The organism is Rheinheimera sp. WS51, from assembly GCF_050936095.1.
Classification (GTDB): domain Bacteria; phylum Pseudomonadota; class Gammaproteobacteria; order Enterobacterales; family Alteromonadaceae; genus Alishewanella.
Map to the genome: position 1 here is coordinate 1 of NZ_JBOTRC010000006.1, position 13267 is coordinate 13267.

Annotated in this window: 12 protein-coding genes and 3 pseudogenes; 10 read left to right on the forward strand and 5 right to left on the reverse strand. The window is 38.9% G+C overall.

Annotated features, from left to right (window positions below):
• Nucleotides 1-306: amino acid--tRNA ligase-related protein (locus ACRCA4_RS08705; RefSeq protein WP_433187036.1), on the forward strand; the 306-nt coding region annotated here is incomplete at its 5' end.
• Between the two features lie 92 nt (nucleotides 307-398).
• Here ACRCA4_RS08705 and ACRCA4_RS08710 read toward each other — a convergent pair.
• Both ACRCA4_RS08710 and ACRCA4_RS08715 read right to left on the reverse strand, forming a co-directional pair.
• The gene (locus ACRCA4_RS08710) at nucleotides 399-956 is read right to left on the reverse strand and encodes an NAD(P)H nitroreductase (RefSeq protein ID WP_433187039.1); all 558 of its coding nucleotides are present in this window, start codon (nucleotides 954-956) and stop codon (nucleotides 399-401) included.
• Between the two features lie 145 nt (nucleotides 957-1101).
• Nucleotides 1102-3120 carry an FAD-dependent oxidoreductase gene (locus tag ACRCA4_RS08715; protein ID WP_433187042.1) on the reverse strand — a complete coding sequence of 673 codons (2019 nt, stop codon included), beginning with the start codon at nucleotides 3118-3120 and terminating at the stop codon, nucleotides 1102-1104.
• A gap of 178 nt (nucleotides 3121-3298) precedes the next feature.
• Here ACRCA4_RS08715 and sppA point away from each other — a divergent pair, with 178 nt between their 5' ends.
• Together sppA and ansA are read left to right on the forward strand one after the other, a co-directional pair.
• Complete coding sequence (gene sppA / locus ACRCA4_RS08720) at nucleotides 3299-5179, forward strand: signal peptide peptidase SppA (RefSeq protein ID WP_433187045.1); 1881 nt, start codon at nucleotides 3299-3301, stop codon at nucleotides 5177-5179.
• Between the two features lie 69 nt (nucleotides 5180-5248).
• Nucleotides 5249-6268, forward strand: a complete 1020-nt coding sequence (ansA, locus tag ACRCA4_RS08725) for an asparaginase (protein WP_433187048.1) — start codon at nucleotides 5249-5251, stop codon at nucleotides 6266-6268.
• Nucleotides 6269-6318: 50 nt separating this feature from the next.
• Here the strand turns inward: ansA and ACRCA4_RS08730 are convergent, their stop codons facing one another.
• The gene (locus ACRCA4_RS08730) at nucleotides 6319-7365 is read right to left on the reverse strand and encodes a cysteine synthase A (protein ID WP_433187051.1); all 1047 of its coding nucleotides are present in this window, start codon (nucleotides 7363-7365) and stop codon (nucleotides 6319-6321) included.
• 489 nt (nucleotides 7366-7854) lie between these two features.
• Here ACRCA4_RS08730 and ACRCA4_RS08735 point away from each other — a divergent pair, with 489 nt between their 5' ends.
• Nucleotides 7855-8367, forward strand: coding sequence for a hypothetical protein (locus tag ACRCA4_RS08735; RefSeq protein ID WP_433187054.1), 513 nt, complete (start codon nucleotides 7855-7857; stop codon nucleotides 8365-8367).
• Between the two features lie 256 nt (nucleotides 8368-8623).
• Here the strand turns inward: ACRCA4_RS08735 and ACRCA4_RS08740 are convergent.
• Both ACRCA4_RS08740 and ACRCA4_RS08745 read right to left on the reverse strand, forming a co-directional pair.
• Nucleotides 8624-8779 (reverse strand): annotated as a pseudogene (locus ACRCA4_RS08740) (hypothetical protein); the annotation flags it as partial.
• A gap of 84 nt (nucleotides 8780-8863) precedes the next feature.
• Nucleotides 8864-9211 carry a hypothetical protein gene (locus tag ACRCA4_RS08745; RefSeq protein ID WP_433187057.1) on the reverse strand — a complete coding sequence of 116 codons (348 nt, stop codon included), beginning with the start codon at nucleotides 9209-9211 and terminating at the stop codon, nucleotides 8864-8866.
• A 570-nt stretch (nucleotides 9212-9781) separates the two neighbouring features.
• Here ACRCA4_RS08745 and ACRCA4_RS08750 point away from each other — a divergent pair.
• The 6 genes and pseudogenes from ACRCA4_RS08750 to ACRCA4_RS08775 all read left to right on the forward strand — a co-directional run.
• Entirely contained in the window at nucleotides 9782-10426 is a 645-nt protein-coding gene (locus ACRCA4_RS08750; RefSeq protein ID WP_433187060.1) for a hypothetical protein, read from the forward strand.
• A gap of 52 nt (nucleotides 10427-10478) precedes the next feature.
• Nucleotides 10479-10889 carry a hypothetical protein gene (locus ACRCA4_RS08755; protein WP_433187063.1) on the forward strand — a complete coding sequence of 137 codons (411 nt, stop codon included), beginning with the start codon at nucleotides 10479-10481 and terminating at the stop codon, nucleotides 10887-10889.
• Nucleotides 10890-10958: 69 nt separating this feature from the next.
• Entirely contained in the window at nucleotides 10959-11732 is a 774-nt protein-coding gene (locus tag ACRCA4_RS08760) for a hypothetical protein (protein WP_433187066.1), read from the forward strand.
• 25 nt (nucleotides 11733-11757) lie between these two features.
• The gene (locus tag ACRCA4_RS08765) at nucleotides 11758-12246 is read left to right on the forward strand and encodes a hypothetical protein (RefSeq protein WP_433187068.1); all 489 of its coding nucleotides are present in this window, start codon (nucleotides 11758-11760) and stop codon (nucleotides 12244-12246) included.
• A gap of 394 nt (nucleotides 12247-12640) precedes the next feature.
• Nucleotides 12641-12880: pseudogene (locus ACRCA4_RS08770) on the forward strand (transposase); the annotation flags it as partial.
• Nucleotides 12861-13071: pseudogene (locus ACRCA4_RS08775) on the forward strand (DDE-type integrase/transposase/recombinase); the annotation flags it as partial. The pseudogenes ACRCA4_RS08770 and ACRCA4_RS08775, both read left to right, overlap by 20 nt.
• Nucleotides 13072-13267 lie beyond the last annotated feature (196 nt).

Consider the following 13267-nt stretch of genomic DNA (forward strand, 5'->3'; position numbering starts at 1 on the left):
TTCTATATGCGCTTAAATGATGATGGTAAGACCGTTGCTGCAATGGACGTTTTAGCACCGGGGATCGGCGAAATTATCGGTGGTAGTCAGCGCGAAGAGCGTTTAGAAGAGTTTGACAAACGTTTAGCTGAAATGGGCTTAGATAAAGAAGATTACGGCTGGTATCGTGACCTACGCCGTTATGGCACTGTACCTCATGCTGGCTTTGGGCTAGGTTTTGAGCGTTTAGTTTCTTATGTAACAGGTGTTAGTAATATTCGCGATGTTATCGCCTTCCCTCGCTCACCAGGCCATGCTGATTTTTAAGTGTAGAGTTTTATGAGTGTTAAGGTTTAAAAAAGCGCTGTTAGTTAAAACTAACAGCGCTTTTTTTTATCGCTAATTAAAATAACAATTTATTATAATTCGCTAAAGTAATCGTCTATTGCCACAGGATGACGTTTAGCTGGCTCGGCAGCTGGGGTGCCTAAATATAAAAAGCCAACAATCTCATCATCATCGGCTAAGCCTAAGCTTTGTTTTACAAAGTCATATTGAGCATAACCCCCTGTACGCCAAATGCCAGCAAAACCTTGAGCAAATGCCGCTTGTTGCATTGCCATAACAGCACAAGCAGCAGAGTAATGCTGCTCTAGTACTGGTATTTTGGGGTGCTCTGTAACTTTGGCAATACAAACAATCACCATTGGCGCTCTAAGCGGTAGCTCTCGTGCCCGCTCAACTAGCTCGGTTGCCATAGTAGGGTTATCTTCAATCGCAGCCTCAGCAAAAATATCGCCTAATTTTAATAAGGCCTCTCTGTTCTTAGCGACTATAAAACGCCAAGGCCGTAAATGACCGTGATCAGGCACTTGCAAAGCCGCACGCTGGATATTCTCTAGCGCTTCACCTGACGGCGCGGGTGCGGTTAAACGAGATAAGGAATAACGAGTTGTAAGTAACGTTAAAGCATCCATAAAAAACCTCAAACAATTAAGCTAGTTAAAGCCTAGCAAATTTATCTGAGGCTGACACCTGATTCTAACGACTTTAGATCTAGTTGCTCTGGAAACAGACAGTTTGTTGATTATTGCATCAGCACACTGCCTACAAACAAATAACTTAGATTATTGCAGCTAATTCTGCCCCTTGGCGTATTGCCCGTTTAGCATCTAATTCTGCTGCAACATCAGCGCCACCAATTAAATGATATTTTACGCCTTTCGCCTCTAACTCAGACACTAACTGGCGTTGTGGCTCTTGGCCGGCACAAATAATAACATTGTCCACATTTAAGCAACGCTCTTTACCTTCAATTTCAACCCAAAGGCCATGATCATCTACTTTTATGTAATTAACACCAGCAATCATCTCTACGCCTTTTTTCTTCAAAGTAGTGCGATGGATCCAGCCGGTTGTTTTGCCTAAGCCACCTCCTACTTTACTGGTTTTTCGTTGCAATAAATAAATTTTTCGCTCGGCTAGTGTTGCTGGCGCATCAGGCAATAATGCCCCTCTAGAATGGAAGTCTTTATCAATACCCCACTCTTTTAACCAAGCTTCAGGTTGTAATGTTAACGATTCAGGTTCACTTAAAAACTCTGCAACATCAAAACCAATACCGCCAGCGCCAATAATAGCAACATGTTGGCCAACAGTTTTGTGATCACGCAACACATCTAAGTAACTAAGTACTTTTTCATGATCGCCCCCCACTAAACCAATATCACGCGGTACTATACCCGTCGCCAGAACCACTTCATCAAAACCGGCATCAATTAGACTTTGAGCGCTTTGTTCCGAGTTTAAATGCACCTTAATAGCATGTAGGCTTAGCATACGATCAAAATAACGTAGCGTTTCGTGAAACTCTTCTTTACCCGGAATTTGCTTAGCATAGTTAAATTGGCCACCAATTTGGCTGGCTTTATCAAAAAGATGTACCTCATGGCCACGTTCAGCAGCATAAACACTAAACGCAAGTCCTGCAGGACCTGAGCCAACAACCGCTAATTTTTTTCGCAAGCTTGCAGCTGTAAAATTAAGTTCTGTTTCATAGCAAGCTCGAGGGTTAACCAAACAGCTTGCCCGTTTATTTTTAAATACATGATCTAAACAAGCTTGATTACAAGCAATGCAAGTATTAATACTATCAGCTTGATCTGCTGCGGCTTTATTTACAAAATCTGCATCGGCTAAAAAAGGTCTCGCCATACAAATCATATCAGCTTGACCACTGGTTAAAATGTCTTCAGCTACTTGTGGGTCATTAATTCGGTTGGTTGCGATAACAGGCAGGCAAACTTCTTTACGTAAGCGCTCTGTGATCCAAGTAAAAGCCGCTCTTGGTACACTCGTATTAATAGTAGGCACTCGGGCCTCATGCCATCCGATACCGGTATTAATTAAAGTAGCACCGGCTTCTTCTATGGCTTTGGCTAAAGTAACGACCTCTTCATAACTACTGCCATTTTCAACTAAATCTAGCATTGATAGGCGGTAGATAATAATAAAGTTTTGGCCGCATTGTTCACGCACAGCCTTAACCGTTTCTATAGCAAAGCGACTACGGTTAGCAAAACTGCCGCCCCATTCATCATGACGTTGATTAGTTCGAGAGCAAATAAACTGGTTGATTAAATACCCCTCAGAGCCCATTATTTCTACACCATCGTAGCCAGCTTTCTTAGCTAGTTTAGCCGCATGAGCAAAATCGGTTATCGTAGAGCGTACTTGTCGGCCAGACATAGCAGAGGGAGTAAAAGGCGTGATAGGCGACTTCACTTTACTTGGTGCAACACTAAAAGGATGATAACCATAACGGCCAGCATGTAATAATTGTAAGCAAATCTTAGCACCGTGCTCATGCACGGCTGCAGTAACTTGTTTATGCTTATTAACTTGCCACCAAAAACTTAACTGGCTGCCAAAAGGGACTAAGTTGCCACGAAAATTAGGACTTATCCCTCCGGTTATAATTAAGCCAACCCCACCTTTAGCTCGTTCTGCATAAAATGCGGCAAGTTTGCTAAAACCCTGTTTTTCTTCTTCTAAGCCAGTGTGCATTGATCCCATAATGACTCGGTTGCGCAAGGTCGTGAAGCCTAATTCTAATGGTTGTAATAATTTTTCGTATGCCACGCCTACCTCTCTGGTCGTACCTGTATAGTCTGACTAAAACTTTATCTGCTTTAAACGGCTTTAGCAAGCAACAGCAATATGTTATTAAGCATAATACATTTACTTACAAATTCAGCTTAGCCTTTATTAATAAATTGGTTAGCATATAACAACTATATTTGTATCTATGGAAGTAACTATGACAGAAAAAAAACCAGGTCTAATTCGACGTATACTGCGTCCATTTGTTAATATTTATCGCGGCTTTAAGCGGGTAGTGTTAAATTTATTATTTATTTTTATTGTTATCATTATCGGCATAGCCTTATTTAGCGATAATAATAAAGTTGAAGTTCCGGCCACTTCAGCTTTAGTATTAAATTTAACCGGTAGCTTAGTAGAAGAGAAACGCTGGGTTGATCCTATTGCGGCAGCCGTTAATGAAAGTTTAAGCGGCCAAGAAGAAGCACCTGAGCTTTTAGTTCGTAATGTTGTTGATGTTATAAAACATGCGACAACAGATAACCGGATCCAAACTATGGTGTTAGATTTATCGTCGTTTAACGGTGGCTCTATAGATAAATTACAAACTGTAGGCGCTGCAATCGAAGCATTTAAAGCCTCAGGTAAAAAAGTGTTTGCTTATGGCGCTTTTTTTGGCCAAACCCAATACTTCTTAGCTAGCTATGCTGATGAAATTAGCTTAAGCCCTATGGGAGCTGTGATGTTTGAAGGCTTTGGCAGCTATCCTATGTATTATAAAAATGCATTAGAAAAGCTAAAAATTAACAGCCATATTTTCCGTGTTGGTACTTATAAGTCGGCAGTAGAGCCCTTTATGCGTAACGATATGTCTGAAGCAGCTAAAGAAGCAAATGCTGAGTGGTTGAATTCATTATGGTCTGACTACAAACAGCAAGTTGCCGCTCGTCGTGATTTTTCAATCGATAATTTTGATGAAACTTACGATGCCCTTTTAACCAAGTTACAAGCTGCTGATGGCGACACGAGTCTTTATTCATTAAACAGTGGTTATGTTGATAATATTGCCACTCGTGAACAATTTAGAACTAAAGTTATCGATATCGTCGGTGAAAACGACAAACATACCTACAACCAAGTATCTTATGCTGATTACGCCAAGCTAGTTATCCCTAAGCACACTATAGATAACCCAATTACCGATAAGGTTGCAGTGGTAGTGGCTCGCGGCATGATTGTTGACGGCCACGCTAAAGCCGGTACTGTCGGTGGTGATTCTACCGCAGCATTGCTAAGACGTGCTCGCCATGATGATAAAGTTAAAGCCGTTGTATTACGTATCGACAGCCCTGGTGGTAGTGCCTTTGCCTCAGAAGTTATTGGCCAAGAAATTACCCTATTAAGAGAAGCTGGCAAGCCTGTAATCGCCTCTATGGGTGCTGTAGCCGCCTCAGGTGGTTATTGGATTGCAGCACCAAGTAATGAAATTTGGGCAGCGCCTACTACTATTACCGGTTCAATTGGTATTTTTGGTTTATTACACACCGCTGAAGATGCCATGCAAACCTTAGGTTTAAATGTAGATGGTGTAGGTACAACTGAACTGGCTGGCTTATCAGCAGGTTTACCTTTATTTAAAGGATTAGAGCCTAAGGCTAAAGATGTTTTCCAATTATTAATTGAACGCGGCTATACCGAGTTTTTAAGTTTAGTTGGCGAGCACCGTAATATGACTAACGAGCAAGTTGATGCTGTAGCGCAAGGCCGTGTTTGGACTGGCAGCAAGGCATTGGAGTTAGGCTTAGTCGATAAACTAGGCGATTATAACGATGCTATTGCTGCTGCCGCTGAAAAAGCCGGTTTAAGCCATTATGATGTAAAAGTATTGCAACAAGAGCTAACACCAGCAGAGCAAATGATCAATGACATTTTAGGCTCTGCCAAAGCTGCTGGTTGGTTACCGCAAAGCGCAATTAGTAACGAGCGCGCTATGTTAAATAAATTAACTAAGCAACTAAAACAAGATTTTGTATTGTTAAACCAGTTTAATGATCCAAACGGTGTTTATTCTTACTGTGTAAGTTGTACTGTTAACTGACACTTAGGCTAAACTGTTTTACAATGCCCAGCATGTCTGGGCATTTTTTTGGTTAAAATAAATTACAAAATGAATAATAAAAAACGAATTTACGTTGCTTATACTGGCGGTACTATAGGCATGCAGCATTCTGAGCATGGCTATATCCCTGTTCCTGGATTTCTAACCAATACAGTAAAAAACATGCCAGAGTTTTATCGTGATGAAATGCCTCTATTTCATATCCATGAATATGATCCCGTCATTGACTCATCCGATATGACCCCATTACATTGGCAAACTATTGCTGATGATATTTATGCTAATTATGATGACTACGATGGTTTTGTTGTCTTACATGGCACTGATACCATGGCTTATACGGCATCGGCTTTATCATTTATGTTAGAAAACCTCGCTAAGCCTGTTATCGTAACCGGATCGCAAATACCCTTAGCGCAAATGCGCTCAGACGGCCAAGTAAACTTATTAAATGCTCTGTATTTAGCCGCTTATTATCCGATTACTGAAGTGAGTTTATTTTTTAATAATCAGTTATTTCGTGGTAACAGAGCCACTAAAGCCGATGCTAATGGCTTTAACGCTTTTGCTTCGCCTAACTTCCCTGCCCTTATTGAAGCCGGTATTAAAATCAATTTAATCGCAGGCAAATTGCAACAAGAGCCTGTAGCAACACCATTACAAATAGCTAAAATTGTGCCGCAACCTATTAGCGTTGTTACCCTATACCCTGGGATAAGTAATGATGTGATCGAGAATATGACCAGCAGCCCAATTAAAGCATTAATAATAAAATCTTTTGGCGTAGGTAATGCGCCACAACGACCAGAGCTATTAAAAATACTGACTCAAGCCAGTGAACGCGGTTTAATTATCGTAAACTGCACTCAATGCTTTAAAGGTATGGTGAATATGCAGGGTTACGCAACCGGTAGCGCGCTTGAACAATGCGGTGTTATAAGTGGCTTTGATATGACACTAGAAGCGGCATTAACTAAGCTGCACTATTTACTTAGTCAGTCTTTAACGCCTGCACAAATTCGTCAACAAATGCAGCAAAACTTACGCGGTGAGCTCACCTCAGCATAACTTTAATCTGACTAAGTTACTGTTATCTAAGCTTAGTCAGAATTAAATAATTAAGAACGAACTGAAACAACCTTAGCTGCCATCTTGCTATATCGAGTAAGCAAATCAGGTATTGTTTCAACATTTTCGACTATGCCTTTTTCTGACAAAAATTCAGGATTATATAACTTAGAATAAGAGCGCTCGCCTAAATCACAAGCAAATGTCACTATATTACGGCCTTTTTTACCCTGCATAGCAGCCATAACAGCGCCTGCCACATTTAAAGCTGAACTACTGCCTAACACTAAACCATCATAATCACGAACAAAACGAGATATCGTCACTAAATCTTGATCGGGTAAGGTAACAGCGTGGTCAATTTTGGCTTTTTTAAAATTTTCAACTAGGCGCATAATACCAATGCCTTCAGTAAAAGAGCCCCCCGCTGCTTTATACTCACCATATTGCAAATAATGTGCTATCCCCGAACCTTCAGGATCTACTAACCAGACATCAATATCTTTGTTTTGTTGTTTTAAATAGTCCGAAGTGCCAGCAATAGTGCCACCTGTGCCACAGACTGATACCAACACATCAACCTCGCCCGATGTTTGTTGCCAAATCTCGGGGCCTGTATGCGAAAAATGCGCCTTATAGTTGCTTAAGTTTTCAAACTGATTCGCCCACCAATAATCACCGTTCTGTTCAGCGATACGCCTCGCTGTATGATAAAAATGGTTCTCGTTGGCAAAGCCACAAGCATCAACTAATTTAAGCTCTGCACCATGTAAGGTTATCATCCGTTCTTTTTCAGGCGTTTGCCCCTTTGGCATGACCGTTAGCATATTAAACCCTAGCGCTTTTGCCACTAAGGCTAACCCTATCCCAGTATTACCAGCAGTGCCTTCAACTATGGTCATACCCGGCTTTAAATCGCCACGCTGCACAGCATCGCTCACTATTTGTAAAGCAGCTCTGTCTTTAACCGAGCCACCAGGGTTCTGAAATTCACATTTAATATAGATATTACAACCGGTTAAAGTAGATAACGACTCTAGTTTTAGTAAATCTGTATTACCAATAAGATCAGTAACATTGTTTTTAATTTTTGACATAAATAAACACCCAAAAAAACCTTAAGACTATTTTAACACATTACTAATCATTCACTGTTTATAGCGATGGCTTGAACTAGAATATCAGGGAAATTTACAAGCAAAGTTAAAGTTATAGCATGAGCGCTAATCACTCTAGCCATGCCATAGTAGCAACTAGAATATAACCGATGGCGCCAAATAAATAAGCACTATATATGATTGGATTCTTAACTCGTTGATAAACGGCATTTTTGCCCAGTGCGTACCCTGTTTTATGGATGCTATATGCATAATAACTTGCTAAAGGTATCGAAACAGGGAATACCCCTCAGGCAGGATAGTTGTCACTATTTAAAACTTAAACAACTGGGCGTCAAGAGCAAATTATGACAAGTTACAGTGAATAATGGAAAAAAATGATTATGAGGTTATTGTTGCTAAATAGTAGTACCTAGAGCATAAAGAGACAAAGATATCGAAAACTCTTGTTAATGAGGTATTGAGGCCGTGGTAAAGTTGCTAAAACAGCGATTAGTTAAGTTAGATGCAACATATTTAGTCGCATTAGGTTTGGCCACATTAATAACGTTGGCTATGAGTTGGTTTATGCTATCTTCTGGATTTTATATGATTGTTCAGGAGGCGTTATATCCATATAGCAATTATCCTGTAGTGTTTTTTTCTGCTGGCAATATTTCTATGATCCCTATTTGGTTTGCAATGTGCTTAGCAACATTTATGGGTATTAACGAGGTTGCTCTAACATTACTTGAAAAACCTTTGCTGGCAAAAATAAAAATGAAGTTAGTCACTGGCATTGCCATTATGATTGTCGTTTCAGGTGTCACTGTTGTAGTAGATTATATAGTTTGGCAAGTCGCCGCGCGCAGTAATGGCTATACTCAATGCCCATCGGGTACGCTTTTGCTTGGCCATAAAACATCATCGGCTTGGGCTAAAGATGAAGCGTTATGCTATAGCAAAGAAGTTAAGTATTTTCTGCCTACAGGCACCCATTAGCAGATAGTTGAAGTTGCAGAGTATTTAAATAAAAAGCACTGATATTATTGGCTATTTTAGGTATTTAACCTAGTAGCTGAGCTTTTTAGCAAACTTTGATTTTGCCTAACAAGCACGTTAATTTCGCTAGCCTAGCGCTAACAGGTTAGTTTAATCGTAAGCGTAACGTCAATCATGCTGCTAGGTGTGGTTATCGTTACGCTTACATTTATACCGCCTATTAACCCTATTGGGTCTTGGCTGATAAAGCGGCCTGTTATAAGCTCGTAGTGGCTAAATCGAAGTATCTAAAGTGCTTGTAGTATAACCCGCTTTCGTTATGAAAATAGCGGATTGGGTTGTCAATTTCATTTATGGTTACTGTGGCTTTGCCAAATACGCTATACTGGGCTTGCCATACAATATTGTTTTCGCTGTCGGTTAGGCTTAGTGGCGTGCCTAGTTGGTCTAGCTGATAACTTGCGGATTAACTGCCCCCCTTTCATACACTCATTTATTAATGCATCATAAGTAAAAACATCTTTAGACGCTTAATCCCGTAGTCTAAATCTAGGCATTGCCTAGGAGTTAGCCCACCTAACTTTGAAATCCCTTTTTTATCAAGCCAATTAAAAGCCCTCTGCCCAAAAAAATGGTAAATAACAATTGCTAATTCAGCATTATCATTCAACTCACTCAACAGCTGCTTTTTAATTTTACTATTTAAGAACTCTTCTTCTCCAAGCTTCACGAAGCTGCGCCACCACTCATCTACATTTGAATAATAATCTGTTGGGCGACTACCATAATTGTCATAGTCCACTTCAAATCCTTTACCTTCTGGGATAATTTCTACTTTACTCATTAATCCTTCCAAAAATAACAAAATTCGTTCCAGATTTATTCCTTGCAGATGGAGCTAGTATAGTTTTGAGCCAATAACTAATTGACACTGGCATCTCCCAAATCAACAAGGCACCATCTCCCCTGCGATCATATCCGGATTATGAACTTAAAGACGTCTAATTAGTTTGTAAAATTCAATTTTTGGCAAGCTAAAAAGGCATATTTGAAGCAACTATAGAGTTTAGATAAGATAATTTACCTTATCTAAACTCGTATCCTGAAAAATTCAAAGCCTTTAGTCGATATATGGACAGTAATCCTGAAACCCAAGTGAATTATGCCATTTAAAACAAGTACCCATTAAGTTTTAACTGATTTTTAACTGAAAATCACCAAGCTACACTGCCTTTAATCATAAGGCAAAAAAAATAAAAACAACAAACATAATTCATAATGAATTTCAAATACTTAACCTACCAACTGTTAATGTAACACTAAAAGTAAAATGTTTAATTGTAGCATGAACTATTGATCAGCGCCTAATGAAGTTGTATATTAGGTTAAATTTTTGTGCAATGGATAGCTAGATTTGAACTATTTATCAATAACGCCAAGCAATTTGATTAACAAGTTATTGGGTAAAAAACAAAAAATAACAATTTATGATCGCTTTGGTAACTCTTTTTGTGGAATGCTTGTACATTTCTGTTCAGAATCTGGTGCATTAGTCCTTAATGGGTTAGAAAGTGATGATTTTGTTAGCTTTCATAATAGAGAGGATATTTCTTCTATTGTACTACATGGCAATTTATCAAAGTTTGATTGGTTAACAGAGGGCTCTATTCCTGAATCAGGCGCCTCCACCTCTACTTCGACAAGTAATGACTTTGATCTTGATGATTTTATATATCAGGCAGAGCAAATGCTTAAGGTTAATTTCTCTTTATTTTACAAAATAGTAATAGAGCAAGATAAACTTGTGAATTTAAATGATAAACTTGCTATAAGACGTGTTCTTGAAGTAACACTCACTGTAATAAGCCATATTGCAAATGAAAATTTAGGTTCTGAGTTATTAAACGAATTCAGCCAGCTTAACCTTGTACTTAATAGTGACAGTACCATAAAAGTCAAACGTATAGGTACGAGTCTAAATATATTTTTTAATCCTGAAAATTTAGCTAACAAAAATCTAAAATCAGAGCTAGAACGCGGGATAGAACGAATTTTGTAACACAGTTGTAACGAATGGTGATAACACCTGAAATTAAACAAAGGAGTAAATTATGGGTTTAGCCGAAAGAAAGGCATCACGTGAATTCCAACAAAATCGCATGGAGTCACTACAACAGCAAATTAATAAAGAAGCTGGTTTTGATGTGGAAATTGAAGTGAACTGGGACACGCTAGAAGTTGACAACTATGGTCACTTATACGATGAAGCATGGCCAAAAGTATACTTTCAACCATTAATGAAAGCTTTTAGAGCAATATGCACAGATGATTTTTCACGTGAGATCCTGCAAGAAAATCTTAAAAAAGTAGTTATTCAAAACTACAGTGATAACTATGCAGCTGACAGATTTGCTGAGTTTAAAAAAGGTGTATTAACTTTAAATCACTCTCCGATCACAAATATCCACCACTTAGAAGATCGTGCGGCTAACATCCAACAAGTTGTTGAAAAAGAGCTGTAATTACTTCTACCCTACCTCTAGCTTCTTTTTACAAGAAGCTAGAGGTAAGCCACTAAATAAGTAAGCATTATGAATATTTATCTTTGCCTTATTGTTACACTGTTAATTTCTTTTACTAGCCAAGCAAAAACTTATCGTAGCTTTGATGCTGAAATAGATGCAAGGTTAGTTATTATTCCTACAGATAATAACAATCAATTTCTAATCAGTTTTGATGGTTTTGAGCATCCATTTGATTCACAAGCTATGCTTTATACTGTCCGTGATATTAATAGCGATCCACGTAATGGCTCTGTCTATCAAATGGAAGGCACGCCATTCACAAACGTTCGTAACAACAAAAGAACAACTTTACTTATGGGCAGCGCAGTTCCTTATATAGAAGTTTATTTAGCTGATCGCGCCCCTATTAAAATGATATTTACGGATCACAGCGACACTGCGATGATACAACGAGTTAAGCAGCGCTACGAACAAAGCCAAGGATATACTATTAGTAAAATTGCGGCTAAAAAACAGGTTAAACAAGCTGTATCAAGCTTTAAAAATCAATGCCATCCCAGCATTAAAGTAGATATAGATTGGCCAGCATTTTCATCAGAAGCAGATAAAACCACCCCCGCAATTGCAGCCCGTTATATCCAATCACTAGCTAAAATCTGCCTACAAGACGAAGATTACAAACAAGCAGTGTTAGAGCTAAACGAAGTAAACTTTACGCTTTCTGAAGATAAAACCACACACATTATTAAGCGTGATGGTGCGAAAATTAACATCGGCCTCGCTAAAGATAACCCTAATAATTTAGAAACTTCGTATATTGAATTAATGAAATTATTTTAACTACAACAATAAAGGAATTTAACCCATGAAATTTAGTGTACTAACAATGATGGTTGTCGCATTCTTTAGTCAGTCTGCTATAGCGGCTACAGTGGTAGAGAAAAAAGCAATGCGTCAAGCAGAAGCAAAAATTAATGCAGCGGCAGAGCAAACAAAAGCAGCTTGCGGCAATGCAGAGATAAAAATAAATGTAGACTGGGAACAGTTTAATAGCATGGTTTCTGCTAACGATAAAGCATTGCAAGAACATAGATACCAAAAGCAATGGGTACTATCACATGCTGGTGATCGTAATGCTGCGGCTTTAGAGTCAATGCAAGCTATTTGTAAAGATGATGCTGATTACAAAGAAGCAATAGCAGAAATAACCAACGTAACTATTGCCCCTAAACCTAACTTTTCTGACTCTGATAGCAGTTTTAAGCTTGATGGTACAACTTTAATTATTGAATCAGGGCACAGAATGAACCGCAGTGCCTCTGATTTTACCAAAGATATAAAACGCTTATTTTAATGTCTGCCAATTGAATAAAATTGTGTTCCATCCATTTTAAAAGTAAAGATTTAGAAATCTGTGTCATTCCCGTATTATTAAGAAACAGGAGTGACACATGACTCAATCTGTCGAATTCAATATCGCATTAGCTAAACTTCATTCTGGTAAAGGCCTTACTAGTGAAGACGGTGTATTATTAAACAATTGACCGAAGCCACACTTAAAGCTAAGCGAGACCAGAATCGACAATTAGAGACTCCAGCTAACCGTAAATATGGTTCAATTAAAAAATGGGAACATCATTGAGAGGCCAACTCGAATTAGAAGTCCAAGTGACCTTGCTGGCTGATTAAGCCAAATCTCTTTAAGAAAAATCTAAACTCCCCTCTGAAATAATCAAAAATTCTTATCTATGTTTACGCTTGGTATTAGCCCTCGTGATATTCGTGGTCATGTCCAAGAACGATTTAAAGCTGAAGCTCTTAAACTGGCTGATAAAATTGGCGTTGCAGCCACAGCCAGAGAATTAAAACTGCATGAATCTCAGTTATATAGTTGGCGTACTGCCGCCGAGAAAAAGTCTACCACCAGTGAACGTGAATCAGAGCTTGCTGCTGAAGTTGCCCGTTTGAAGCGCCAATTGGCTGTGCAGCGCATTGAACATGGCGTTGTTCCGTCGCGGCTTCGCAAAAAAGGTGATCGTTCATAGTGATCGTGGCAGCCAGTACTGCTAGCATGATTACCGTGGCTTGATTAAAAAGCACCAGTTGGTGCAGAGCATGACATAGGAGCGTCAATGCCTGTGCGGAAAGCTTCTTCCATTCATTGAAAGTTGAAGCGCTTCAGGCAACCCTGCTTAAGATTCAGCTCAAAACAGAGACTTAAACTAATATAACAGCATAGCCTTAGCCAATATGTTATAAATTATCTCTCTACTATATTCATAATCAATTCATAAGCTATTCATAACATTCTACTTATACTCTGTTAACTTGCTAAGGAATTACACTATATGTTGCAGGTACATGTTGCAGACCAT

Excerpts from the sequence above, each read along its gene's own strand:
- ACRCA4_RS08710 (WP_433187039.1), bottom strand. The coding sequence starts at position 956 with ATGGATGCTTTAACGTTACTTACAACTCGTTATTCCTTATCTCGTTTA.
- sppA (WP_433187045.1), top strand. The coding sequence starts at position 3,299 with ATGACAGAAAAAAAACCAGGTCTAATTCGACGTATACTGCGTCCATTT.
- ansA (WP_433187048.1), top strand. The coding sequence starts at position 5,249 with ATGAATAATAAAAAACGAATTTACGTTGCTTATACTGGCGGTACTATA.
- ACRCA4_RS08730 (WP_433187051.1), bottom strand. The coding sequence starts at position 7,365 with ATGTCAAAAATTAAAAACAATGTTACTGATCTTATTGGTAATACAGAT.
- ACRCA4_RS08745 (WP_433187057.1), bottom strand. The coding sequence starts at position 9,211 with ATGAGTAAAGTAGAAATTATCCCAGAAGGTAAAGGATTTGAAGTGGAC.
- ACRCA4_RS08755 (WP_433187063.1), top strand. The coding sequence starts at position 10,479 with ATGGGTTTAGCCGAAAGAAAGGCATCACGTGAATTCCAACAAAATCGC.
- ACRCA4_RS08760 (WP_433187066.1), top strand. The coding sequence starts at position 10,959 with ATGAATATTTATCTTTGCCTTATTGTTACACTGTTAATTTCTTTTACT.
- ACRCA4_RS08765 (WP_433187068.1), top strand. The coding sequence starts at position 11,758 with ATGAAATTTAGTGTACTAACAATGATGGTTGTCGCATTCTTTAGTCAG.